The sequence below is a fragment of the Microbulbifer mixtoriginis (SeqCode) genome (genome assembly GCF_052467705.1).
The window spans coordinates 3,725,239-3,750,447 of record NZ_CP174322.1; the positions used below are offsets into that span (position 1 = coordinate 3,725,239).

Annotated in this window: 18 protein-coding genes, 1 tRNA gene and 1 riboswitch; of the genes, 6 read left to right on the top strand and 13 right to left on the bottom strand. The window is 49.9% G+C overall.

Annotated elements, in window-relative coordinates; all coding sequences use genetic code 11:
* Positions 1–198 precede the first annotated feature (198 nt).
* Positions 199–2,157, bottom strand: a complete 1,959-nt coding sequence (gene ftsH, locus ACJJIB_RS16300) for an ATP-dependent zinc metalloprotease FtsH (protein ID WP_444886848.1) — start codon at positions 2,155–2,157, stop codon at positions 199–201.
* Between the two features lie 368 nt (positions 2,158–2,525).
* Between ftsH and ACJJIB_RS16305 the strand changes: the two genes are divergently transcribed.
* A tRNA-Arg gene (locus ACJJIB_RS16305) sits at positions 2,526–2,602 on the top strand.
* A gap of 196 nt (positions 2,603–2,798) precedes the next feature.
* Here the strand turns inward: ACJJIB_RS16305 and ACJJIB_RS16310 are convergent.
* The gene (locus ACJJIB_RS16310; RefSeq protein WP_444886849.1) at positions 2,799–3,563 is read right to left on the bottom strand and encodes a substrate-binding periplasmic protein; all 765 of its coding nucleotides are present in this window, start codon (positions 3,561–3,563) and stop codon (positions 2,799–2,801) included.
* Positions 3,564–4,310: 747 nt separating this feature from the next.
* Between ACJJIB_RS16310 and ACJJIB_RS16315 the strand changes: the two genes are divergently transcribed.
* From ACJJIB_RS16315 to ACJJIB_RS16325, 3 genes are all read left to right on the top strand, one after another.
* Positions 4,311–5,168 carry a M90 family metallopeptidase gene (locus ACJJIB_RS16315; RefSeq protein WP_444886850.1) on the top strand — a complete coding sequence of 286 codons (858 nt, stop codon included), beginning with the start codon at positions 4,311–4,313 and terminating at the stop codon, positions 5,166–5,168.
* A 106-nt stretch (positions 5,169–5,274) separates the two neighbouring features.
* Positions 5,275–5,853, top strand: a complete 579-nt coding sequence (locus ACJJIB_RS16320; RefSeq protein WP_444886851.1) for an HD domain-containing protein — start codon at positions 5,275–5,277, stop codon at positions 5,851–5,853.
* 351 nt (positions 5,854–6,204) lie between these two features.
* A complete protein-coding gene (locus tag ACJJIB_RS16325) occupies positions 6,205–6,807 on the top strand; it encodes a hypothetical protein (protein WP_444886852.1) in 603 nt (200 codons plus the stop codon).
* A gap of 231 nt (positions 6,808–7,038) precedes the next feature.
* On the opposite strand, the gene ACJJIB_RS16330 is transcribed toward ACJJIB_RS16325, so the two are convergent.
* The 4 genes from ACJJIB_RS16330 to ACJJIB_RS16345 form a co-directional block, all read right to left on the bottom strand.
* Positions 7,039–11,067, bottom strand: a complete 4,029-nt coding sequence (locus ACJJIB_RS16330; RefSeq protein ID WP_444886853.1) for a translocation/assembly module TamB domain-containing protein — start codon at positions 11,065–11,067, stop codon at positions 7,039–7,041.
* A complete protein-coding gene (locus ACJJIB_RS16335) occupies positions 11,067–12,866 on the bottom strand; it encodes an autotransporter assembly complex protein TamA (protein ID WP_444886854.1) in 1,800 nt (599 codons plus the stop codon). Before ACJJIB_RS16335 ends, ACJJIB_RS16330 begins: the two co-directional genes overlap by 1 nt.
* A 166-nt stretch (positions 12,867–13,032) precedes the next feature.
* Positions 13,033–13,413 carry a hypothetical protein gene (locus ACJJIB_RS16340; RefSeq protein ID WP_252082736.1) on the bottom strand — a complete coding sequence of 127 codons (381 nt, stop codon included), beginning with the start codon at positions 13,411–13,413 and terminating at the stop codon, positions 13,033–13,035.
* Between the two features lie 108 nt (positions 13,414–13,521).
* Positions 13,522–15,501, bottom strand: coding sequence for an acetoacetate--CoA ligase (locus ACJJIB_RS16345; protein ID WP_444886855.1), 1,980 nt, complete (start codon positions 15,499–15,501; stop codon positions 13,522–13,524).
* 157 nt (positions 15,502–15,658) lie between these two features.
* Between ACJJIB_RS16345 and ACJJIB_RS16350 the strand changes: the two genes are divergently transcribed.
* On the top strand, positions 15,659–16,540 hold the full coding sequence (locus ACJJIB_RS16350) for a LysR family transcriptional regulator (RefSeq protein WP_444886856.1): 882 nt from the start codon (positions 15,659–15,661) through the stop codon (positions 16,538–16,540).
* Positions 16,541–16,578: 38 nt separating this feature from the next.
* Here ACJJIB_RS16350 and ACJJIB_RS16355 read toward each other — a convergent pair whose 3' ends face one another.
* The 7 genes from ACJJIB_RS16355 to thiC form a co-directional block, all read right to left on the bottom strand.
* On the bottom strand, positions 16,579–17,052 hold the full coding sequence (locus ACJJIB_RS16355) for a Dps family protein (protein WP_252082742.1): 474 nt from the start codon (positions 17,050–17,052) through the stop codon (positions 16,579–16,581).
* A gap of 342 nt (positions 17,053–17,394) precedes the next feature.
* Entirely contained in the window at positions 17,395–18,144 is a 750-nt protein-coding gene (locus ACJJIB_RS16360; protein WP_444886857.1) for a HesA/MoeB/ThiF family protein, read from the bottom strand.
* Positions 18,138–19,691, bottom strand: coding sequence for a thiamine phosphate synthase (thiE, locus tag ACJJIB_RS16365; RefSeq protein ID WP_444886858.1), 1,554 nt, complete (start codon positions 19,689–19,691; stop codon positions 18,138–18,140). The genes ACJJIB_RS16360 and thiE overlap by 7 nt, the downstream gene beginning before the upstream one ends.
* Positions 19,692–19,699: 8 nt before the next feature.
* Positions 19,700–20,506 (bottom strand): thiazole synthase, encoded by an 807-nt coding sequence (locus ACJJIB_RS16370; protein ID WP_108734076.1) that lies wholly within the window; start codon positions 20,504–20,506, stop codon positions 19,700–19,702.
* A 2-nt stretch (positions 20,507–20,508) separates the two neighbouring features.
* Positions 20,509–20,709 carry a sulfur carrier protein ThiS gene (gene thiS / locus ACJJIB_RS16375; protein ID WP_108734077.1) on the bottom strand — a complete coding sequence of 67 codons (201 nt, stop codon included), beginning with the start codon at positions 20,707–20,709 and terminating at the stop codon, positions 20,509–20,511.
* Positions 20,709–21,785: a glycine oxidase ThiO gene (gene thiO / locus ACJJIB_RS16380; RefSeq protein ID WP_444886859.1), complete on the bottom strand. Its 1,077-nt coding sequence runs from the start codon at positions 21,783–21,785 to the stop codon at positions 20,709–20,711. Before thiO ends, thiS begins: the two co-directional genes overlap by 1 nt.
* A 106-nt stretch (positions 21,786–21,891) precedes the next feature.
* Positions 21,892–23,802: a phosphomethylpyrimidine synthase ThiC gene (gene thiC / locus ACJJIB_RS16385; RefSeq protein WP_444886860.1), complete on the bottom strand. Its 1,911-nt coding sequence runs from the start codon at positions 23,800–23,802 to the stop codon at positions 21,892–21,894.
* Positions 23,803–23,887: 85 nt separating this feature from the next.
* Positions 23,888–23,986, bottom strand: a riboswitch (TPP riboswitch).
* A gap of 273 nt (positions 23,987–24,259) precedes the next feature.
* Between thiC and ACJJIB_RS16390 the strand changes: the two genes are divergently transcribed.
* Positions 24,260–25,186, top strand: a complete 927-nt coding sequence (locus ACJJIB_RS16390; protein ID WP_444884140.1) for an SGNH/GDSL hydrolase family protein — start codon at positions 24,260–24,262, stop codon at positions 25,184–25,186.
* Positions 25,187–25,209: the final 23 nt, after the last annotated feature.

Genomic DNA, 25,209 nt, shown 5'->3' on the forward strand with positions numbered 1-25,209 from the left:
TTACAAATTTCTCCACTTTATACAAAAGTGAATTTGACCATTAAGTCCGGCCACTTTATTGCCAGAAGTAACAAATTATTTTCACCTTATTAGTACATCGCAAACGACCCACTGGTAAGCTAGCCGAGCAATGCCCTATCAATTCGTCAACTGCAAATGCAGCGCTAGGATGTATCCGATCCCTTAACCGCTTGCAGATCAAGAGTCTGCGTTGCCCCCAAGTGTGATTACTTGATGCATCTCAGAAGCATCGAGGGTTTCTTTTTCTAGTAGCGCTTGTGCCAGGGCATCGAGCTCCTTGCGATGGCCCTGTAGAAGATTCTGGACTTCCGCCTCTATTGCGCTGACCAGGTCGATGACTTCATCATCAATAATCTCAGAAGTATGCTCACTGAAATCTTTTTGCTGCGCCATTTCTTTACCAAGAAAGATATGCTCCTCCCCGCGCCGAAAGGCCACGGGTCCAAGTTTCTGACTCATACCCCAGTGCGTTACCATATGCTGGGCCAAGCGGGTGGCCTGCTTCAAATCGGACTCTGCCCCACTGCTGACTTCATTAAACACGACCTGCTCAGCCACCCTACCCCCCAACATCACACCGATGCGATCACGCAGGTAGCTCACTTTCATGTTGTGGTGATTTTCTAGTGGAATCTGTTCTGTTGCCCCGAGGCTGTGTCCCCTGGGAATAATAGTGGCTTTCTCCAACGGATCGGCATGGGGTAGCAGCATCGCGGTGAGGGCGTGGCCAGCCTCGTGATAGGCAACCGTCTTTCGATCTTCCTCCCCCATTATCACTTCCCGCTCGCCACCAAGTACTACTTTGTCCCTGGCCTGTAGCAGACAATCCATATCCACGGCTGTCCTATTTTGCCTGCCCGCCAACAACGCGGCTTCATTAATCAGGTTTTCCAAGTCCGCCCCGGCGAAACCCGCCGTTAAGGCAGCCAAGCGCTCCAGGTCGACCTCCCCATGTAGTGGGACATTCTTAGTATGAATACTTAGGATGTCCCTTCGAGCAGGCCTATCCGGTAAATCCAGGGTGATCTTGCGATCAAAGCGTCCAGGGCGAAGCAGTGCCGCATCCAACACATCGGGACGGTTGGTTGCCGCTATCACAACCACCGCCTCCTGGGGATCAAAGCCGTCCATCTCGCCGAGAATCTGATTCAGGGTTTGCTCACGTTCATCGTGTCCCCCTCCCAGACCCGTGCCGCGCGCCCGCCCTACTGAATCAATTTCATCGATAAAAATGATTGCTGGAGCCTCTTTCTTGGCTTCAGCGAACATATCCCGCACCCGCGATGCCCCGACACCGACAAACATCTCTATAAACTCCGAACCACTGATACTGAAGAAGGGAGCATCACTCTCTCCTGCCAAAGCCTTGGCCATCAATGTTTTGCCTGTACCTGGGGGGCCCATCAGCAGAATACCGCGAGGAATCTTTGCCCCGAGTTTACGGTAGTGTTCAGGGTCTTTTAGGTAGCCGGCTATTTCTTGCAAGTCCCTCTTGGCATTGGCAAGGCCAGCCACATCAGCAAAAGTCACTTCGGATTCACTGCGTTCATAGCGTTTGGCCGGTGACCGGGCAAAACTGAATGGGTTGCCTGGGGTCATGGCACCCATTCGGGCCTGCATTCGACGCCCCAACCAAACCAGCAAGGCAATTATCAAAACCCACGGCAACAGCAAGATCGCCATCCTTTGCCAAAATCCGCCCTGAGATGATTCCGCTTCAATTATTACCTGCTGCTTTTCCAGTAAGGGCATTAACTCTGGGTCCTGCACCGGGGGTATGGTCGTCTCAAAGCGTTTTTCTTCTGGCTTCTGGGCTTTATCTTTAGTCTCACTCTTTCCCTCGGGCTGCTTACTGGCTACTTGTTTGAAGACTCCGGTGATACGTTGTCCTTCAAAAAGTACACTGGCAATTTCCCCCTTACTTAGCGCACTCTTAAAGTCACTGTAAGATAAAACCTCCCTTTCTGAACCAAACTGCCCATTCGAACAGTATTGAAGAGTGAGGATCACCAGGAAAAGGAGTACGACATACTGCAGCCAACCAAGTGGACTCTGCTGAGACTGGCCAGAGAGAGGGGAATCTGGCTCCTCGGCAGGTAACTTCTTCCCTTTCTCATCCTCATCCGCCATTGCCATAAGATCTCACTGATATTGGGGTAGCCTACTATCCAAAAATTGAAGCGCAGTCCCTTTATGCTGGAACAATCAGTATAGTTCTCCGCCAACTATGCTGAGCCGGCATATGTATAGGCTCATAAAGCCTCGGGTTAACGAATGAGGGCGGCGCTCAGCGGTCTCAATCAACCCCACCTAAAGGCCTGTAACAACTATTGTTAAAAAGAACTTGCAAACTCTCGTTCCACGCGGCAAAATTCGCGCCCTGTCGAACTCTCTGGCCCTGCGCCAAGGGGCGAAAAAGTTCGATAAGTTGCGGATTTTTAAAGGATTTTCTTTGAAATCAGTTGACTTAAGCAAATCAACTGACTATAGTTCGCACCCATAACGCGCTCGTAGCTCAGCTGGATAGAGTACCTGGCTACGAACCAGGCGGTCGGAGGTTCGAATCCTCCCGAGCGCGCCATACAAAAAGGGCCTGTAACGCAAGTTACAGGCCCTTTTTATTTTTCTGACTTTTTACCTACCTTATAGCTAACAACCTTCAGCTAAGTTAGCTGGCAAGATAGCCGAGCTTGGCTAGTCCCTGAAAAATTGAAAGGGCCTTGATAACAACCGAGGCCCCTTCACTCGCCGTACAATACGGAGATTCTCACACCTGCTTACTTGCAGATGTTCTCCTTCTGTACAACATCATATTTCTTCAACAACTCCTGATAGCGGCCACTGCTGCACAGCTTGGCAAGCCCACTATTGAAATCATCGCGCACCTTCTGATCACGGAACCCTACACGGAAATCGGTCATTGGAACGAAGATCGGGAAAAGATTAACCTGATCCATTTTATGTCCCATTTTATTACTCAAATGCTTAAACAGCTCCATATCTACAACCGCCACCACGTCTTTCATTTTCCAAAATTGAGCGACAAGATCGGGGGCTGTTGGAGCCTGAATAATATTCTGGCGCTGCGTACCATTGGGTCCATACATCTTTTCAAATTCCGGCCCTAAATCCATAGGCCCTCCCTGCCAAGTAATCACCTTCTTACCGGCCAAATCAGCAATGTTATCAATTTTCATTTTATCGGTAGCTTTGGTAATCGCGTAATTGGCAAAACTGATCATGTTATTAGAGTAAAAAAGACCATCATCTTTCTTCATCACATTAACAGCTGCCTGTACTTTACCCTGCTCAAGGGCTGGGGCTGTCTCTGCAAAACCCATCTGTTCAAACTGCACCGAATACCCAGGCAGCGCTTCCCGTACAATATCGACCTCCAAGCCACTGGTAGCATTGTTGATCACATAGGGGGGAGCATCGCCAGCTATTGCCACCTTTAAGGGTGTGCCGCCCGATTGGGCAACCGCCTGAACAAGAACACCGAACATCAACCCGAGAAAAACAACAACGGAGCGCATACGCATAACCATCTCCAAAGCGACAGAAAAATCACCCAGACGCCCTAAGTGTTGACACCGAATAGCTATTTATCAAGTCGCATCTTTCCACCATAGAAACAGACTCATACTCAGCCACCCCCTATGCCAGACATATTTTCTAGCCAAAGAACTTGAAAACGGCACGTAATCCCCCCAACTCAGAAAATAGTAAAGCGGTATGGCTATAAACCCCTATTGGAAAACTCTCAACATCAATCTTTTTCCTGAGAACTGCAAAGTCAAACTTGTATTTTGCTCAACCAGGTTTATACCCCCCGCTGGAATCCCAAAGAGACTGAAGCAAAGGCCAGCCAGTATGGTATCGATTCAGAAACAGCTCACTAAATATAAAAGAACTCTACACAATACAGATGATCGCAATAATCTGACAATCCTAGACTCACAATTGAACACTGAGTTTCGAGAAGTAAGAAAGCCTGGCCGCAGCTTTAATGTTAAATCGATAGCCTCAATGGTACAGATGGAGAAAAACTGCAAGTGGATAGCTCACAGTCAAGATCATAAATACATAACACTCTCCGACCCCCTTCGGTTACGTCTTTATCGGACCGCACACAACGATCGGCAGGAAAATTTCTATGAGTTCTGCAAGCTACCCTCTATTTGGGTATTCAATAAACGGCAGAAACAAATAAAGTACCACCAAGGTACGACCTGTGAAACTTTTTCAATAGACGAGAGTAATTCAGCCAGACAGCAGGCACATAATCTATGAGCGCTTTTATTACAATTATCCTGCTCGCCCTGGCAATTTGGTTAATACCGATTCTTTATCGCCGCTGGCGCATCAACTATCGACGTGCACAAGTACTGACTCAGGAGCAGTTACAGCTCCTCAAGGAAGCGCTTCCTCTATATCACGATCTAAATAGTGGCCAGCAGAAAGAACTACGTGGAAATATCGCACTTTTTCTTCATGACAAAGAATTTGTCGGCTGCGACGGCTTACAAGTGAATGAAAAAATGAGAGTCACGATCGCCGCCCATGCATGCCTTCTACTGCTGGGTCGTAAAAACGAGTGTTACCCCAATCTCTACACCTTACTACTCTATCCGGACACTTACGTTGCCCAGGAAACTCACAGAGAGGGTTATATAGAGACCCACAAGCACAGCGCACGGGAAGGCGAGGCACACTATCGCGGCCCCGTAGTGCTCTCCTGGGGTGATTTGGAGGAAGATTTAGAGTTCCCTCAGCGAGGACACAATGTCGCTTTACATGAATTTGCCCATAAAGTGGATGAGGAAGATGGCTACTTTGATGGCCGTCCACTCTTTGAGAAGTCCAACGATGGCGACAACTGGGCTGCAGTAATGAGCCAGGAATTCCATCGTTTGCGCCAAAAAGCTGAATTTGGCCAGCTCCCCGGTGACAGTCCTTCCGTGCTGGATTTATATGGAGCCCAATCGCCCGCTGAATTTTTTGCTGTAGCCACTGAGAGCTTTTACACCATCCCCATTGCTATGCGCTCCCTACATCCAGAGCTCTACAGGGAACTGAGCCGCTTCTATCGACTGGACCCAGCAACACTGGTCGGAGGAAAAGCAGATAGTTCTCCAGGGCTATAACTCTTTCTCGTTAAATTCAACATAGAAATACAATAAGCTAGTGGCAGCTTATAAAAAAAAAATGATATCGAGCATAATTCCAGAAAACTAATACCAGGAAGTATCAATGGAAGCAATTGAGAAAGCGCTTAGCTTTATTATCGAAATAGAGAAGCTTAAAGACGTTCAACGGAAAACAAAACCAGTGGGATTGAATCGCTTCGAAAACTCCGCAGAGCACAGCTGGCATGTCTGTCTATGCGCGCTAATTTTGAAAGATTATTCAAATGACCCAATTGATATAAACCGGGTTTTAAAAATGCTACTAATACATGATCTTGGGGAAATTGATGCAGGGGATACCATAATCTACTCAAGGGAAACAAACGAGGCAAAGACTAAAGAAAAGAAAGGGTTAGAACGACTATTATCATTATTACCTGGAAGTATGAATATAGAATTGATGAAATTATGGGAGGAATTCGAGTCTGGAGAAACGGCTGACGCCCGATTTGCCAAGGCCATTGACCGAATCCCTCCCCTACTACATAACATTTATGGTGAGGGACACAGTTGGAAACAATACGGCATCACCAAGGATCAAATATTTTCTTTAAACGCACGTATTGGAAAGGGTAGTGAAAAACTTTGGCATGAGATTTGTAGCATGCTAGAGGGGGCAATCAAAGATGGCATCCTCAAGTAAGGGCCTACCTGAATAGGATCAAGCATATAAATTTGAGCCATGGGCTTCCCACAGGGTAATGCTCAACTACCTTAGCCTGTTCTACAATCAATACCATTCTTGTATAGCTTCCCCTGATTGCTACCAATATCTGAATAGTTTCCAACTCCTTCTGGAATATAAATCGTGCCAAAAGTAGCCCTGCCAATCCTCGGAGCCTTTATTCTTTTTTTGCTCCACACCGCATCAGCCAATTCGCCTATTAAGTGCCAACCCTTATTTAACCATCAGGATGATAAGGTTGCTCAATACAATAGGTGCACCCAAATTGACTTCCAACCCAGTAGTATCGACGGATCGGCAACGATCATAATGCGGCGCAATAGCAAGGGGGCTTGTGCCTATACCACAGCTGTCCAATGTGGCAATAAAAACATACAGATGGAGGAAATTGCTGCGATAGATTTCAAGATCTCTATTCCTGCGGGCAAATGTAACCCAACCGAGTGGATTGCTGTATACATGTTCCCCTGGTGTGGAGAATCTGGGGGATGTTGGAGCGGCGGGGAACGAGAAGTGGACTTTGTAGAAACAATGGGCCCCAATGGCCCCGGTGACCTAGCCTCCAATTGGGGAGGTCGCCCCAAGCAGGCAGAGTGGATCAACCAACATGGCGCCATCAGAGTCGATAGTGGCACTAGCCAGCATATCACTTTTACTTCCAGCCAAGTTCTCTCAGGACCCAAAAGCGGCACTTATCAATGGGACATTCGAGTGTGTGCCCCTTCAGCGACAAAGTGTGAAAACACTAATCAACTCTGGCATGCTTACCGCGAGAAAGGCCCGACTATTTTTGATAAGTCGATGATGATCGTTATTGACAACTGGGGAGTTAATCACCCACCAAAAGAGGGCTGCACTTTAGAGGTTACAAATATGCTAATCACTAAACACTTGAGGTCATCTAAAGAGTAGGAAAAATTCTGAACATCCTTACCATTTTCCAAAAAAGGGAGTAATTCAGCCATTTACTTATATATAGTCTTTGAGAATATCAAAAACTCAAAAAACTGATTAAATAATTGAATCACTCTATGATCCAGCCAAAAATTCTTTTTACGAAAAGACTTAAATAAAGCGAGTTATCAGCCGCTAAGTCGAAAGCAAGCCCTTTCATTCTTATTGATAACTTTTAACCGTCGCAAATTAATAATCCTTCTTCCACTGCAATTCCACACTACCAGAACCACTATCGCCCTCGTCCGCTGTTTTAAACTCCAGATTAAGGTCTTCGCCTATCTCTATCTGCATTTCTGCTTGCCAGGGGCTTAGGGGATCGGTACTACGTTGCAACTCTACATAGATACGGTTGGTAATATATTTTCCCAAGCTCAGAGCATACTCATCCCCCTCATCACCTTCCTCTTGCTCAATATTCAGAGTATCCAGCCGCAACAATTCCCGGGTTTTGGCTACCGGGTCTAACACAGCGCGTCCGGTTTGCAAGCTGCGAACCACACTCACTAAACGCACCGCCTGCAGCGGAGAAATATCTGACAAGGACTTACCAAACAACAGCTGAGCTAAGATTTCATCCTGGGAAGCTGAGGGATCAGAGCTGAAAGTAATATCCATATCTGTTGCAGAACCAGAAATATTTGCAGTGATTTCACCGTCGCTATACTTGTAAACGCCTTCGACAAATACAGCCACTTCGTTATTTTCAAAGCGTACCTCCCCTTCCTGCAAATTAAATTTCTTACCTAGTAGATCAAAGCTACCTCTCACAATGGTCAGTTTTCCTGAAGCCTCGGGTTTGGCCGCAGTTCCACGAATATCCACCTGACCACGCAGTTGGGAGTTAAGCCCCAGACCACGCACATAAGATTGCTGGTCTAAAACCACTTCCACCCCCAGGTTAATCTTACTGAGTAGCGGTGGAGCGCGCTCCACTTGCGGGCCATCCACCTGGACTTCTACCACCTGGATTTCCGGAACACTGCTACCGATCCACTGTTCAATCTGTACCGCTAATGGACGTAAAGTAAAGCGCCCGGTAATTTCCGCATCCTGGCTGGAGCCGGACAGAATTGCCTCTCCCGAAATGGCACCGCGCACCCCCGGAGTATTTAACAAGTGTGCTCTATTTAGGTTTAAATTGAGGCTCATCTGTGGTGGCGACTGCTCAGGGAAGAACACCGCTCCTCCCAGGTTAATCGTACCGCCATCCACAACAGTGGCACTGCCACGCTCAATACGCCATTCCTCTGGTGTAAGGCGCATATAAAAATCGATATCGGCAATGCGCGTGTGACTGGGCCGGTGCTCATAGCTGGCCCCGCTGAGTTCTATCGCACCATTGAGCCGGGGCTCGCCAAGCGTGCCTGCACCATCAGCAGAGAAACTCAACAGGCCCCGCATAACATTCACCCTCGGGTCCATAAACTCCGCAACCACAGACAAGTCTGCAGTACCATCACTGACCAACTGCAGGGGAACATCACTTATAGGTCCAGATGGGTTATCTGCGAACAATCGCTCCATTATGGGTGTAATAAGCAGGCTAGCGCTGCTATCTACTGCGCGTCGATTGCCATGATCAGCTACCAGAGACACTTGCAACTCACCGCCCTCGGTATACCACTCCAGGGCCATAGAGAGCGGCTGTACCTGAACCCGCCCTTTTTCCCTGCCTGGCATATAGCCGCTGAGACGCAGATCGCCCTCAAGCTGTGGCTGACGAGGGCTACCGGTGATACTCGCATGCAGGGAGATATCCCCTTGATCGGGGATATTAAATTCTACCTCACGGGAGAGATCTTCCAGAGAAGCCCTACCTAAAACTTGCAGGTCCAGACGTTGTTCATTGAGGCTGCCATGGACCGACAATTGGTTACGTCCCGCCCACAAAAACTCCAGCCCCTCAACAATCAAACTCTTATCGGCATAATCCAGAGCGCCCTGCAGCACCCAGGGCTCATAGCGGTAACCGCCCTGCGCCAGCACACTGGCCCTTACCTCCGGGTTAGTAAGCGCCCCACTAATTTCTCCATCCAGACTCAGCTCACCCTCCATAGTACTGGGCAATACTGCTCCAAACACTTCCACCAAGCTCAAGGGTAAGTTACGCACATTCACTCCCACCTGGAGCTGGTCCCGTTTAGACTCAATTACTCCCTGCGCCTCCACCAATACGACGCCCTGCTTCCCCAGACGCTGTGCTTCCTCGGCCAGGGCTGTCAGGCGACTCGCGCTCTGCTCAGGCTGTACCGCGCCCTTGGCGATACCTGGGATAATCACTGGCGATTGCGGGCCCTGAAACTGTCGTGAATCAAAGTAGTTCATGGTGCCGTTGGCAAAGAGTTCCAGTCGCAAGCCTTGCAGGTCAATTTTTTCCAGGTTTCCGTTGGCATCACCTTTCAGGTTATAGCGGTATTCTTGAACCAGACCATCGGATTCCAGGCTGGCATTCAAGTAGGGATTAGACCAAGGGCCCTCGACACCCAGCAACCCCTTTAAACCCAGGCTAACCCCCTGTGCAGAGACAAATCCGAGATCTTCATAAGGGCTGAGGTTGCGAATATCCAAATGCAGCTGCAAATTCATTGTTTTTGCCTCGATATCCACCGAGCCGCCACCGAATACATTCAGCTTTTCCCCCACCAAGCTCAGATCAGTAATTGTCAGCCCCTGTAAATTACCCTTCACCTTGCCCGTCAACTCATTTTGTAGGCCTCGGTAAGCGGTAACAGCACTCACATCCCCATCAAAAACCGGCTTGTCCCAGGGCCCTTTTATCTGTAGTTGAAGTTGATGCAGGGTCCCAGAGAAGTCATCGGGGATTTTTAGTGCTTCTGTTTGCGGTAAAGCAGATAGCAATCGACGAATCTCTTCAACCCCCAGCTCTTGCGCCGCTACATTGATGTCCAGGGACTTGTTGTCGGTATCAATAGCGCCCGCCGTACGAATTTGCGCACCGGCAAACGCCAGTCGAAGGGACTCCAACAGAATAACCCCCTGATCAGTATTCACCTCACCCAGCAGACTCAGTGGCTGCTCCCGATAGTGACTATTCAGCTCAATCTGACCAGAGATACTGGGTAGTGGCAGTGTACCGGATAGGGTTAAATCAGCACTAAACCAGCCGCTGTGTAATACATCTTGCCAAGGGCGGGAGAGGGTAATTGGCAGGCGGTTGAGGTGAAGCTCAGCACTGATCTCATTTGCACCAATACTGCCTGAAACAGTGCTGCGCCGCCCATCCACCTGCAACCAAATACCTTCGGAGTGAATGCGCCAGGGAAAAAGGTCAATTAGCAAGCTACCGGTCAATGCCAATTGATGCTGGGAAAGTGGAATGGAAATAGACTCTATATCGATCTGTACCTGCTCATCGCGACGGCGCAGAGCAATTTTGCCACGTGCATCCAACGCCTGCCCTTTCGGCAGGTGTAGCTGGCGACCCACAAAGCCCTGAGCTGTTTCACTGGCCGAAAAGTCCAGAACAAACCGCCCCGGCTGCTGCTCCCGCCCCTCGGCAATAAACTGCAGATCACCACCTTTTAACTCGCGAACTTCCAGCTGCAACTGAGTGGGCTGCCCCTCCCAGCGATACAGGCTATTAGCGGATACAGAGAGCGCTGGAATATCGCTGACTTTGCTGCTAATTAACTGCAATCGCTCAAGCTTTAACTCTCCTAAGCGAAAACTCGGCAACAGGGCTTCCCAGCTGGAAGTTTTTACTGTGTCCGTCTCATCCTCTACTACTTGTGCAGTTTCTTGCTCTGCTTCAGTCAAGGATTTAAGTAATTCATCCAGCACATCGAGATTCAGCAGAAAATCTTTGGCAGCGATACGCTCAATATTGACTGGATTACTGGAAAAACTCTGTAGCTGAAACTCCAGCTGGCTTCCCTCTGCCAGGGTATTGCTCTCAAAATCGACCCGAAGACGTTCGAAAAACCAAGCCCCGAGGCGCTCGCTGCCAATCCCTTCAGCCTCAATCGTAAGGCCGTTGATTACCTGTTCTGCACCGTAAAAAGCCGTGCGGGTCAAATTAACCCGCCCCTGCTCTGTGCCTAGAAAGTAAATTAATGAAAGCAGAATAAATAGCACCAGACCCGTGATCAGGTAGCCCCCGGCTCCGAGGGAACGCCACAACCCCCGCAAAAAGCCTCGCAAAAAACCTAGCAGTGCGCCAGCAAAGTCCAGAGCCAATACACTCCATCTGGACATCAAAATGCCTGCCCCAGGCTGACATAGACCTGGTAGTGATCATCTACTCCGTCGCGCCTATCCAGAGGAAAGGCTAAGTCAAAGCGGATAGGAGCGAAGGAGGTATTGTAGCGAACACCAAATCCCGCCCCCCAGAAGAGGTTAGAGAAGTTAGGGCGTGGATTCTCATAGGCATTTCCTCCATCGAGAAACAGGACTCCGCCCCAAGTTTTACTAAAGCGGAAACGCCCTTCAATTGATATTTCGCTGAGGCCGCGCCCACCGATCGCATCGGACAGGGATTCCTGGCCGTCCTCATTAATTTCAACAATACGTGGACCCAACTCCTGGTACCCATAGCCTCGCACTGAACCACCCCCACCTGCATAAAAGCGTTCATCCGCCGGCAGTTCCAAATTGGGTGCGCCAGTAATGGCGCCGGCCTTGATACGCAATGCTAAAGTTGGTTCGTAGCGCGCCGATTGCGCCGTTTTATAAGTGGTCAACTGCAGGATATTTTTGACAAATGAAGTACTGTTATTTTTGAGATCCACATAGGGCTTAATCTCCAGTGCTGTGGTGGCGCCGCGACGGGCATCGAGAGGCTTATCTGTTGTGTTTAACTTAAAACCCAACGGGAACGCCAATAAATGATAATTCTCATCCGGGTCCCCATCCTCCACAGCACCATCTACTTTTTCATCCACACGGCTGAATTTCAGTTCAGCCCCGCCACTGATGGTACGGTGCTTACTCAGCTTGCGCGATACCAGCCCCTTAAGGGTCAAGGCCTTGGAACTGTAGGAGTCTACATCCTCACCGGTTAAGGCCACACTCGCAGTAAAGCGCTGTTTATCTCTAAAAAAACGCGGTATGGTCAACTTACTCTCTAGAGTTTGCTTGACCTTATTCACTTTACTCTCCACTTCCAGCTTTTCGCCACGGTGAAAAATATTGCGATGTTCCCAGCTGGCAGATACACCGGGGCCCTCATCAGAGGTGTACCCCACCCCCAAAGTAATAGTGCGGTGGTTGCGCTCCTGCACAATAAAGATGACATCAACCAGACCGTTATAGGGCTCTGATATCTGGTGAGTTACATTGGAAATTAAATTAGTGCGCAATAAACGCAATTGAGCCGCATCCAGCTTACTGCGACTGAAACAATCCCCAGGGTTAATATTCAACTTACTGCGCAAATAGTCATCTTCAACAGAAGTGGCACCAAGGATTTCTACCTCACCCACCAACACCTCTGGACTGGGTGCCACACGGTACACCAAACGTGCAGCTGCCTCCTGGTGAATCACTGTAGCTTGATAGGTAACATCGACATTAAGCAGACAGGCATTTTCATTAAGGTATCTGGTGATGGTCTGCACACCTTCGAGTACCTCATCTGCCTGTAATGGATCGCCGATAGAAATAGGCAAGCCGGGAAAGCCCGCCCGCAGATTCGCGGGCATTTCAATATCCAGGCTCTTTATCAAATACTGAGGACCGGGAATTACTTGGTAAATAATTTCACTACCCTGCACCGATTCCCGTACAGTAGCATCGTAATACCCCTCAGCACGCAGTAATTTTTCCAGATTTCCACGCTCATAATGAGCGATATCCCGCAGGTTTTCATAACTCTCAAGGGCGCTACTATTCTTACGCAACTCATTGAGCTCTTTAGTCAATTTTTCCTGCAATTGCGGGTCGCCCTGCACAAACAGTGAAAAAGCGGGAAGTTTGGAAAAAAAAGGAATGGCTACTGCCTGCTGGAAGGGCAGTAATACAAAACCGATAAGCAGGAAGGCAAAGAGAACTCGCAAAATATTAATCCGTTGACTACGGCGGCTAGTCCGCATACTCCCGGGTATCCATCCCTTCACACCTGATAATGACCCGGTACAGATATTGCCCGGGTAGAGTTTGCCGACGAGAGACGATATAGCTAATAGTCCCGTTTTAATCGCCGGCAGAGAGAAAGCAAATGGTTTATGGCTGGCTGCTAGTGCTCGGGCTGCCAAGTAACGGATTACAGTCTTTGATAATCACCCGCCCCTCGAGAATATTGCCCTTGGAGTATTCAGTAAAAATACATTGATTGGTTTTGGGGTCGTAGTTCTCGATCCAGAGGTTATCCTCTTTCCAGGTGGCGCCAATATGCCGGTAACCGTCAGGTACAGAAATACGCATCACACCACCGAAGCGTTTTACAAAGACCTGTTCATAGTGGAAGTAATAAGCCAGCCAGCCTGCAAAGAAGAAAACTGCAGCCACAATGGCGCCAATTTTCAAGCTGCCCATGCGGCTGCCAGCAAAGAGGGAGAGAATAACCAGAGCGATAACCGCTGCCCAGTAGAGATAGGTAACCATACTTGCTCTTCTGCCTTGAATTTATTGGTATTACTACAGGGCAAGGGTAGCGCAGAACCGAGTCAAACAAAATGACGCCCGTCTACGCGCCCTCCCCCCTTAATCTCTTTAGTCTTCCGCCAAGGCTGGCAAATTTTCATAGAGTGCCAGAGCCTCTGGGTTGGCGAGGGCTTCTATATTCTTAACCGCCTTACCATGCACGACATTGCGAACCGCCAACTCAACAATTTTTCCACTAATAGTACGCGGAACATCGGCCACCTGAATCACCTTGGCGGGTACGTGGCGCGGGGTCGTATTAGCGCGAATGGTGGAGCGGATTCTCCGCACTAGATCATCATTCAGCTCTACGCCCTCGCGCAACACCACAAACAGTACAACCCGTACATCGTCTTGCCACTGCTGACCGATACAGATGCTATCAAGCACCTCCTCAACTTTCTCTACCTGGCGATAGATCTCGGCAGTACCAATACGCACGCCACCGGGATTCAGTACCGCATCGGAACGACCGTAAATAATCACTCCTCCATGGGTAGTAATTTCTGCATAGTCGCCGTGTGCCCAAACTCCCGGCCAATTTTCGAAGTAGGCGCTGTTATATTTCGCCCCATCGGGATCATTCCAGAAACCGATCGGCATACAAGGGAAAGATTTGGCACACACAAGCTCCCCCTTCTCTGAAGTTACCGGCTTGCCATCGTCATTCCAGACTTCCACAGCCATGCCCAATCCTCGACACTGAAGTTCTCCCGCATAAACTGGCAACGCAGGGTTACCCAAGGCAAAGCAGGAAATAATATCCGTGCCTCCAGAAATAGAAGACAGGCACAGATCCTCCTTTATATCTCGGTAGACATATAGAAAGCCTTCATGAGCCAGTGGCGAGCCTGTAGACAGTACCGCGCGCAGCTTCTCCAATTTGTGGCTTTCGCGGGGCTTACAGCCGCTCTTTTCCAAGGCGGCGATATACTTGGCACTGGTGCCAAATACGCTGATGCCCTCCTCATCCGCCATATCCCACAAGCCCCTAGCCTCTGGATAGAAGGGAGAGCCATCGAACAACACCAGGGTTGCACCACAAGCCAAGCCACTTACCAGCCAGTTCCACATCATCCAGCCGCAAGTAGTGAAGTAGAATAAGGAATCCTCACGACGCAAGTCGCAGTGCAGGCGATGCTCCTTCAGGTGTTGAAGCAAGGTGCCGCCCACCCCGTGCACAATGCACTTCGGCACCCCAGTAGTCCCTGAGGAATACATGATGTATAGGGGGTGATCGAAAGCAGTCTGAACAAAGGTAAGCTCGCGCTCAGGCGCTGTGGCTTCGAACTCCTGTAGCAACACCGCTTTATCCAGCGGCTCTGCTGCTAGTACCTGAGCCACTTTTTCCTGCGAGCGGGCAACTGGCACTACCACCAGTTTCTCGATCGAGTCGATACAGGCCACTATCTCGCGCAATCGCGGCAGGGAATCGATCACTTTGCCGTTGTAGAAATAACCTTCGCAGGCGATCAGCACCTTCGGTTCTACCTGGCCGAAACGATCAAACACGCCATTGATACCAAAATCCGGCGAACAGGAAGTCCATATAGCGCCAAGACTGGTGGTTGCCAGCATCGCCACTACGGAATCCATCACATTCGGCATAAAGCCAGCTACACGATCCCCTTCGGATATGCCCTGATTCGCCAGGGCTGAAGCCAAGCGTTCTACCCGACCGTACAACTGCGCGTAGCTGAGCTGGCGGCGGCTGCCATTCTCCAGGCGCTCAACCAAAGCCGTCTTATCGTCGCGGTAGCGCAGCAGGTTTTCGGCAAAATTGAGTCGTGCATCGGGGAACCACTCAGCACCCGGCATGTTGTCGCGGCCCAAGATCTCTTCTCCACGCGCACTGGCCTGCACTTCACAGAAATCCCATAAGTCGCTCCAGAAGAGCTCACGCTCTTCTACAGACCACTGGTAAAGCGCACTGTAGTCTTCAAGCTGCAGCTGGTGCTTCACATTAACCAGACGACGAAACTCATCCATCTGGGTGGCGGCTACGGCCTTGGGGCTCGGTTGCCAAAGGGCTTGTGCGTTGTCCTTCATCTCAGCAGACCTTGTAGGTTCATTATTCTCGGTGGTTGTTTGACCTTCGCCTAGGCGAAAGCGGCAATCATGCCTTGCCCGACGACTTTAAACTATTTTAATCTTTCGATGGTTTCTTTAATAAAATTTAACATTCCCTGAAGTATCTGGAGCCCCAGTGAGCGCTACTATTAAACAGCTTCGAGCCTTCGTTGTCGTAGCGCGCAGCCGCAGCTTGGCGCAGGCCAGTGCCCAGTTACACTCTTCCCAGCCGGCGCTCTCTATAGCCATCCGTAATCTGGAAGAAGCCACCGGAGGCCCCCTATTCAGTCGCGATGGTCGCCAACTGGTCTTGACCCCAGAAGGACGCGAGTTCCTGGTTCGTGCGGAACAACTGCTTAATAGCTGGGACCAATCACTGGATGCTATACAGCAGCGCTTCCGCCTGGAACGCGGCCAGCTACGGCTGGCGGTTATCCCCGCTTTTGCCTTAAACCGGGTACCCTCTCTATTGGCTGACTTCCACCAGAAGTTTCCCCAAATCAATATTGTGCTGGAAGATGTGGTTATGGAACGGGTTGTAGAGGCGGTGCAGGAGGGACGCGCGGAATTGGGTATCAGTTTTCGTCCGGATGAACTGGGCGGAATGGAGTTTGTGCCCTTTGAACGCGATCGTTTTATCGCAGTAGTGCCCGAAGAGCACATATTGGCGGAAAAAAAGACAATACGCTGGCGCGACTTGGCCACTCACCCTTTTATATCGATGAACCGTGGATCGGCGGTACGACGCTGGACGGATACTGCATTAGACCAGTGTGGACAAGCTGCTCAATATATTTGTGAAGCTAACCAGCTCAGTACTATCGGGCAGCTGGTCAGAGCGGGCTTGGGAATCAGTGCTGTACCAAGCCTTTGTGAGGCACAAATGCGAGAGTACGGTTTAATCTGCTTGCCTCTTACCGCGCCGGCGGTAATGCAAGAAGTTGGCGCACTATTTAAAAGCCGCGGTAACCTCTCTGCACCCGCCAGCGCTTTCCTGGAATTACTCACCGGGCAGTAGTCACTACAGGAATAGTAATTTACCCAGAGTGCCAGTAACTATTTACTACTGGTAGCGCGCAGCATCCAGGCAGTTTTTTCATGCACACGCATACGGTCAGATACCAGGGCAATAGTCGATTCATCCTCGCCCTTTTGCGCGGCCTTTAATACATCGCGACAAGTTTTTATTACCTGCTCATGGCCCTTAGTGAGAATTTTCACCATATCTTCTGCTGCGGGAACTTCCACAACTTCTTCAATAGAACTCAGCTGTCCAAAAGCCTGATAGGTGCCCGGTGCAGAAACACCCAAAGTGCGAATTCGCTCTGCAATGTCATCTACCGCCGTAGCCAGTTCGTTGTACTGCTCCTCAAACATCAGGTGTAGTTCACGAAAAAATGGCCCGGTAACATTCCAATGGAAGTTGTGCGTTTGCAGGTATAGAGTGTAGCTATCCGCCAGCAAGTGCTTGAGGCCGCCAGCAATCTTTTCCCTATCCTTTTCACTAATACCAATATCAATTTTTTTCATTAAACAAATCCTTCTTCCAAGACTTTGCCACCGAAATGGTTACACTCCCATTCTGATAGTTTTATGGTTTTACCACAAGCTATCGGGTTGATAGCTTATCTATATAGCCGAGCCAAGTTTATAAGACACTAAAAAGACAAACATATTTACCCTGGCAACTAACTCGGAACATGCCTTGAATCTAGCGGTATCCTGCCCTGGAACAACTGTGTGTCCAAACTGAAAAGTTAATTAATCCGCCAAAAAGGAAAAATAAATAAAACATGTTGGTTATGCATACACTTATAGTGCCAGCGCTGTATCAATCTACGGAAAGAAAAATTTAAGAGAAAACAAAGTTAGCTAGGTATTACAAACCGGGCAATTACTATGACTCGGCAGCTGCAAAGTTTGCAGAGCTAAGGTTTCCGTCTCGATTAAGTGCAATTTATTCAAGCTCGATACCGGCAAATCCATCAGGTACTTCATGGCCTCCAGAGCCTGCATACTGCCAACGACCCCCAACGCAGGACCGATCACCCCTGCTGTAGCGCAGTTCTGCACTTCAGCCTGCTCCTGGGGCGGAAACAGACAGGCATAACAGGGGCCTTTTCCTTCAGAAAAATCAAAACTAATCAGCTGGCCGGAAAACCCCTGCACCGATGCCATTACCACCGGACACCCGGCCTGATAACAAACCCGGTTGATCGTATGGCGGATTTCCAGGTTATCGGTGCAGTCCAACACCAGATCCACCTGTTTTATCCGTTCATGCAGCCAGGATTCATTCGCCATTTGGTTGTGGGGGTGAATGCTAATTGTTGGATTGGCTGCAGCCAATTGTTGTGCAGCCACCATGGCTTTGGATTTTCCCTGGTGATTGGTTTTGTACAAAACCTGGCGCTGCAAATTGGAGAGATCGATATGATCACCATCCACCAGGTGCAGCTCTCCAATACCGGCTGCGGCCAGATACATCCCTGCCGGGCTGCCGAGCCCACCTAAGCCAACAATCATAATTCGCGCAGAAGACAGCTTTTTCTGCCCCTCTTCACCCACCTGGGGCAACATTATCTGGCGACTGTAACGCTTTAATTCTTTACTACTTAACATGGCTCTACTTCCGCATGTTTACCTTTCCACAGGACATTAAAATCGGCAACCGCCTGCTTGTAATCTTCCGCTTTAGTAATAGCGCTGACCACGGCGATACTGCCAACACCGCTAGCAATAACCTCACTGGCCCGTTGCATATTAATACCACCAATTGCCACGAGTGGATAATCGGGCAATAGTGCTGCCATTCGCGCGAGTTTCTGCACGCCCTGCAACTGATCCGACATATCCTTGGTGTTGGTCGCATAAATTGCACCAATCGCCAAGTAGCTGGGGCGATAACGGTAGGCCAACAGTAATTCATAGAAGCCGTGGGTACTGATACCCAGCTTCAATCCTGCCGCTTGAATTGCCCTCAGATCAGCAGACTGCAAATCCTCCTGCCCCAAATGCACACCGTAGGCGCCGCACTCAATCGCCAACTGCCAGTAATCATTGATAAACAGGCGCAGGTTATACGTCCTGCCAATAGCCACTGCACGCTCAATCTGTGCGCGCAGATCCCCACCCGGATTCTTTATTCGCAACTGTAAAGTACGCACCCCCAGCTCAGCCAGGCGCTGCAACCACTCCACTGTATCCACTACCGGATATAAACCCAATGCTTGAGAGTCTGTTTGGGCAAACCCTTGAACAAGGGGCTGGGCCGCACCAAAACCATAATCCAGCGCACGCTCTTCTCCCGGCACCAAAATCTCCGGGAAGTCGATTAAATCCAGGGGCCAGCCACAGTGGCCTACAGGTCCAGCACCAGCGCCGATATGTGCATTATTTCCCCGGCGCAAGCCCCGCTGTACATAGGCTTTACCCACAACGCAGGCATCTCGCAACGGGTAGCCCAAAGCGCGGCAAGCGGCAATAGCGGAGGACAGGGTGCAGCCAGTGCCATGTGTGCCTGTACTGGACACTTCCCGGCCAATAAACCAATCGGCTTTTTCACCATCCCACAGTAAGTCGGCAACTTCTCCCGCACGTAATTGCGTATGGCCGCCGGTAACTAAAATTGCGGTACCGCCGTGAGCGTGCAACTGACGCGCAGCCTGCACTATAGATTCCGCACCCGTGACACTGGCTCCGGTAAGCCATTCCAATTCATGTAAATTGGGAGTGGCCAGATCACACTGTGGCATCAACTGAGCCAACACCGTTGCGGTAATATTCCCTTCAGTGAGCCCGGCTCCGTTGGTAGCAACAGCAACCGGATCGTAAATAACCGGAACCGGCTGCACCGCTTTCAGCTGGCGCAAGAAATCTGCCACCGCAACAACTTGTTCAGCATTCGCTAGCAGACCGATTTTAATTGCGGCAGGAAATAGATCCCGCTGTAAGGCCCGCAATTGTGAAACTAAGACCTCTAGGGAAACTGCATTAATTGCAGTTACTTCTACCGTATTCTGTGCGGTATTGGCCGTGATAGCACTGCAACCATGGCAGCCGAGGTCTGCAAAAGTCAGCAGGTCCGCCTGAATACCGGCGCCACCGCCGGAGTCACTGCCGGCAATGGTCCAGACAATTGGCTTTTTCAATTGGAGTTGATCGCGCATAAAAAATACTAATCCTGCAATATGCTCTCTGCCTGCTGCCAGAAAGGCATATCTAGGGTGGGGGTGCTGGGGCTGGCAGTTTGACGCCTGAGCATCAAGCCGGCATTAAAGGCGGCGCGCCCGGATTCCACAGCCAATTTAAAAGCATTAGCCATCAGTACCGGATCCTGGGCTTTTGCAATCGCGGTATTCAATAACACCGCATCAAAGCCCATCTCCAGTGCTTCTGCCGCCTGTGATGGCGCACCGATTCCGGCGTCAATAATAAGCGGTACATCACTCAGGCGCTCGCGCAGTGTTTGCAGGTTATATTTATTGAGCAGTCCCTGCCCGGTACCGATGGGAGCCCCCCAGGGCATTAATACCTCGCAACCCACATCCAATAGTTTTCGACACAGAACCAGGTCATCTGTGCAATAAGGCAAAACCTTGAAGCCTAACTGAATTAATTCCCGCGCAGCTTCTACCAGACCAAAGGGGTCTGGCTGCAAATTGTAATCATCACCAATCACTTCCAGCTTGAGCCAATCGGTCTGGAAAATTTCCTGGGACATTTTTGCCAGCTCCACCGCTTCTCGCGGCGATTTACAACCGGCGGTATTGGGCAACAACTGACAACCGGACTCGCGAATATAATCCCAAAATCGATTGTCCTGCTGCTGTGCCGGATTTTGCCGGCGAAGAGACAAAGTAATAATTTCCGAAGCTGAGGCTTGCACGGATTCGCGCATAATCGCTGGGGAGGGATACAGGGCGGTGCCCACCAAAAGCCGGCTATTAAATGTTTTTCCGTAAAGTGTTAATAGATCGCTCACCTTTACCCCCCCACTACCGGAGCAACAATATCCAGGCTATCGCCGTTATTTATCTGTGTATTGCTATATTCCGTACGGGGAATAAATCCACCGTTGATCGCAACGGCAAACGTTTCTCCGCGATAGCCGAGCTGCTGTAAAAGCGCAGAGAGTTTTAGCGGGGATTCAAGGCTCTGTGTTTCCCCATTAATTAGTACCTGCATCAAACCACCTGTAACAGTTGTTGTGCCACTTGATTCTCCACTTGCTCCACGACTGCCGGCGCTAAAAGATAACCGTGACGGTAAAGGCCATTCACCCTAATCAGCCCATCCTCGCTGTGGATATAAGGCATATTATCCATAGTGGCGGGGCGACAATTTACGCGGGTCTCAACAATACGAGCCTCGGCAAAAGCCGGGTTGAGGGAGTAAAGCGCGGAAGACAATTCCATACTGGAGCGCACGGAAATGGGCGACTGGTCTTCGCTCTCAATTTCCGTAGCGCCGATTACTGTGCGTCCATCGCTGCGTGGTACAGCGTAGAGCTTATAACGCGGGTGGAGCAGCCGCACTGGACGCTGCAAAACCACTTCCCGGGATTCCACCACCATCACCTCACCACGGACACCGCGTAAGCCTTCAATCTGCCCCTTGGCACCGAGACCACGGCAGTCGATCACGCAATCAAATTGTTCGCGCTCCGAGTTCACAGAGATATACCCGGCTTCGCAATTTACCTTGCTGTACTCTCGCAGAGTGACTGCACCTCGGCGCGATACTCTGAGTAACGCAGGCAATAAGCGGTGATTATTGATATCCGCCTCACCTCGTAAGTAAAGCCCCTGTTCAAAGCCGTGTAAGGAGGGCTCTAATTTCGCTAAAGTATTGCAATCGAGGGGCTGCACCTGCTCCCTGGCAGACTCGCCCAACTTGCCCTGCAACTCCCGTAGGAATTGCAGCAGCTCACTTTTATCCTTGCCATGAGCAACCAGCACTGAGCCCGCTCGGCGGTATTCCACGTCCTGCCCGCTCTGCTCCTCTAGCTGCCGGACCCACTCAGACCAAAGCTCAAGGCTTTTTAACCCCAGGCTATAAATGTGTTTATTACTATGTACCAGCTCCGATAAAGGCGAGATCATTCCCGCAGCTGTCCAACAGGCTCCACCTTTTGATTCCGATAAGTTACCAGCCTCAAACAGGGTAATATCTACATCAAGCTGACAGAGCCTCCAGGCGAGTAATCGCCCCAACAGGCCGCCACCGGCAATAGCCACTTTGGCTTTGGTTTCGTTTGACACAGCTTACCTATCTTCACAATTCCAATTGGATACCAGCGATAGCAAGCTCCTTTTACATCACTGTATTTCTAATATGCTGGGGGAGTTACCCTCCCCCAACACCCGATCAGCCCTTGTGATAAATCTCGCTGCCCATATCCTTAAATTTAACTGCCATCTCTTCCATCCCGCGTTCCGCCTCCTGTTTGGCTGCGTAATCACGCACGTCCTGAGTAATCTTCATAGAACAGAATTTAGGCCCACACATGGAGCAGAAATGCGCTACCTTGCCGGATTCCTTCGGCAGGGTTTCATCGTGATAAGAGCGCGCGCGCTCCGGGTCCAGACCAAGATTGAATTGGTCTTCCCAACGAAATTCAAAGCGGGCTTTTGACAGTGCGTCATCGCGCTTCTGTGCCCATGGATGCCCCTTGGCCAGGTCTGCGGCATGGGCCGCAATCTTATAGGCCATCAGACCCTCTTTAACATCCTCTTTATTGGGTAGGCCCAGGTGCTCTTTCGGTGTCACATAGCAGAGCATGGCGCAACCATAAGTGCCAATAAGTGCTGCACCTATGCCGGAAGTGATGTGGTCGTAACCCGGAGCAATATCTGTCGTTAATGGGCCAAGAGTATAGAAGGGGGCACCGTGGCAGTGCTTCAACTGCTCATCCATATTTTCTTTGATCTTATGGATAGCCACATGGCCAGGGCCTTCAATCATGGTCTGTATATCGTGCTTCCAGGCAACTTCGGTTAATTCACCAAGCGTATGCAGCTCACCGAACTGAGCTTCATCATTGGCATCAGCGATGGAGCCCGGACGCAGGCCATCACCAAGACTAAAGCTCACATCATAAGCTTTCATAATCTCGCAGATTTCCTCAAAGTGGGTATAGAGGAAATTCTCCTTGTGATGAGCGAGACACCACTTCGCCATGATGGAACCACCACGAGACACTATCCCGGTCATTCTTTTGGCTGTGAGTGGTACATAGCGCAAGAGCACGCCGGCATGAATAGTGAAATAATCCACTCCCTGTTCCGCTTGCTCAATCAAGGTATCTCGGAAAACATCCCAGTTGAGGTCTTCGGCAATTCCATTTACTTTTTCCAATGCTTGGTAAATGGGTACGGTACCAATGGGGACTGGTGAGTTGCGCAGAATCCACTCGCGAGTTTCGTGGATATTGGCTCCGGTAGACAGATCCATCACCGTATCTGCCCCCCACTTGGTAGACCAAACCAGTTTTTCCACTTCCTCTTCAATGGAAGAAGTCACAGCGGAATTGCCGATATTTGCATTCACCTTACACAGAAAGTTGCGCCCGATAATCATCGGCTCCACTTCCGGGTGATTGATATTCGCTGGGATAATTGCGCGTCCTTCTGCAACTTCCCTACGAACAAATTCCGGCGTGATTTGCTCGGGGATGTAAATACCATCACGTGCTTTTTGGTATTCACTCTCACTCATCTCCGCCGCTAACTTTACGCGTCCCATATTTTCGCGGACTGCGACAAACTCCATCTCCGGCGTGATAACGCCACGGCGGGCATAGTGCATTTGCGATACGTTACTTCCCTGCTTGGCTCGGCGCGGACTGGGAAGCTTTTCGAAGCGAATGTGATCCAGTCCCTGAGCCGCCATACGCTGCTGACTATAGGCCGCCTGGCGGGAGTCCAGCTGTTCAGTATCTCCTCGTGCCTCTATCCAGCCTTTGCGTAGCTTGGGCAGACCTTGGCGTACATCGACTTTAAAATTGGGCTCTGAATATGGCCCGGAGGTATCGTATACGGTGAGAGGCGCGTTGGGCTCTAGAATAGGATTATCGGCATCTCCACCTACCACACTATCCCCAAGACAAATCTGGCGAGCGCCAACCTGGATACCAGGGGTTTCACCAGGCAAAAACACCTTGCGCGAATTGGGAAAAGACTGAACCGTGAGATTCTCAAGAAATTCTTTAGCGGAATCGCGACTGGCAGCGCGGGAGGGCTTTCCGGCTTTACCGGATTGTTCAATGATCTCAGACATGCGTAACCTTAAAACTTGGGAATTTAAAGGTCGCAGCATCCAGGGCACTTACAAAGAGAAAAGACGCCAAACTGTAAAAAAACAGGCGACTTCAGATCTTGTTCCCTACGCGGGGGTTACCCCGATCAGGTTCAACGGATCTCGCAACAGCGATCTCAGCCCACAGGCACTCCGACAAGTAATGCGCAGTATAGAGGAAGCCATCGAATATGAATAGGTGGTCTATCAAAGAGCCGTATCTAGGTCTGACAACAACCATCATTTGAAGTGAAACCAAAATCACTTAATGTTCTCGACGACAGAATTTCAACATGCTTCAACTTATTAAAATCTGACCAGCTAGTCTAGCGCATTCGCAGTAGCACCTCTCACCCACCAACCTAAACTCCTCAGGTTCACCGATATAGCTTTAAAACAATAACTATCTACGACGAGAGTCGGTGTGGGAGAAATCACAATGTGGAAAAGATACGGAGTTATAGCAGTCTTTTTTTTAAGTGTTATGTCGCTGCCATCAGTGATGGCAGCCCCGTCAAAATCTGTCGCTGCAGGAGACAGCATTACCATGGCATTCGGTGCAGACTGTACACGCAATAAGTATTTTTGGGACCTATTTTGCCTCCTGGGTGGAGATCAACCGGAACACTCTTGGTTTGATGGTGACAATAATTCTGTAGAAAGTATTTACGATAGATATAAAATTATTTCACCCAATATCGCTGCAAATAAAAAAGCGGCTGAATCCGGTGCCGAGATGCGTGGAGGTAATAAGAATTTTGCAGTGCAGGCCGATCGCATTTTGGCTCAAACCAATGTGGCAGATCATGTTGAAATCGTTCTTGGCGGGAATGACATCTGCAACCGAGATTGTGCCGATCCAGCCAACTGTAATAACCCACTATATACCGACAATGAATGGCGCTCAGCTGTTCAAGCCGGCTTGGATAAACTCGTCGACGGCCTTCCCAATGGCTCCACCATTCTGCTCGGATCTGTACCTAGGGTACAGGATCTTCGTGGAGCAGGCCTGGAAAAGCAGGCGGAAAACTCCCGAGTAGACTGTGAAAACGTTTGGTCAACATTTGGTATCTGCCGAATTGCAACCAACGGCGGTATCATGAACGGAGAGGACTTCACCACCCGCTATAATGCGATTACTGCAGCCCAGCGGCGTTATAACGAGATTCTTGCCGAAGAAGCCGAAAGTTACAATGGTGTTAATGGTGTTGAGGTTATAGCGGAATATACTGGTGAAGATGAGGTAAATGCTGGGACTTTCCAGTTTGGAAAGGACGATGTGGGTGGTGGAGACTGTTTCCATCCCAGTGTACAAGGCCAAAATATCGTTGCCGATATCTTTTGGCAGGGTAATCCCGATAAGTAAATAACTTCCCTAATCGGTGAACA

Coding starts and splice junctions, on each gene's coding strand:
- ACJJIB_RS16330 (WP_444886853.1), bottom strand. CDS start 11,067: ATGTCCAGATGGAGTGTATTGGCTCTGGACTTTGCTGGCGCACTGCTA.
- thiC (WP_444886860.1), bottom strand. CDS start 23,802: ATGTCTGAGATCATTGAACAATCCGGTAAAGCCGGAAAGCCCTCCCGC.
- ACJJIB_RS16340 (WP_252082736.1), bottom strand. CDS start 13,413: ATGGTTACCTATCTCTACTGGGCAGCGGTTATCGCTCTGGTTATTCTC.
- thiE (WP_444886858.1), bottom strand. CDS start 19,691: ATGCGCGATCAACTCCAATTGAAAAAGCCAATTGTCTGGACCATTGCC.
- ACJJIB_RS16355 (WP_252082742.1), bottom strand. CDS start 17,052: ATGAAAAAAATTGATATTGGTATTAGTGAAAAGGATAGGGAAAAGATT.
- thiS (WP_108734077.1), bottom strand. CDS start 20,709: ATGCAGGTACTAATTAATGGGGAAACACAGAGCCTTGAATCCCCGCTA.
- ACJJIB_RS16310 (WP_444886849.1), bottom strand. CDS start 3,563: ATGCGTATGCGCTCCGTTGTTGTTTTTCTCGGGTTGATGTTCGGTGTT.
- ACJJIB_RS16345 (WP_444886855.1), bottom strand. CDS start 15,501: ATGAAGGACAACGCACAAGCCCTTTGGCAACCGAGCCCCAAGGCCGTA.
- ftsH (WP_444886848.1), bottom strand. CDS start 2,157: ATGGCAATGGCGGATGAGGATGAGAAAGGGAAGAAGTTACCTGCCGAG.
- ACJJIB_RS16320 (WP_444886851.1), top strand. CDS start 5,275: ATGGAAGCAATTGAGAAAGCGCTTAGCTTTATTATCGAAATAGAGAAG.
- ACJJIB_RS16315 (WP_444886850.1), top strand. CDS start 4,311: ATGAGCGCTTTTATTACAATTATCCTGCTCGCCCTGGCAATTTGGTTA.
- ACJJIB_RS16325 (WP_444886852.1), top strand. CDS start 6,205: ATGCGGCGCAATAGCAAGGGGGCTTGTGCCTATACCACAGCTGTCCAA.
- ACJJIB_RS16360 (WP_444886857.1), bottom strand. CDS start 18,144: ATGTTAAGTAGTAAAGAATTAAAGCGTTACAGTCGCCAGATAATGTTG.
- ACJJIB_RS16390 (WP_444884140.1), top strand. CDS start 24,260: ATGTGGAAAAGATACGGAGTTATAGCAGTCTTTTTTTTAAGTGTTATG.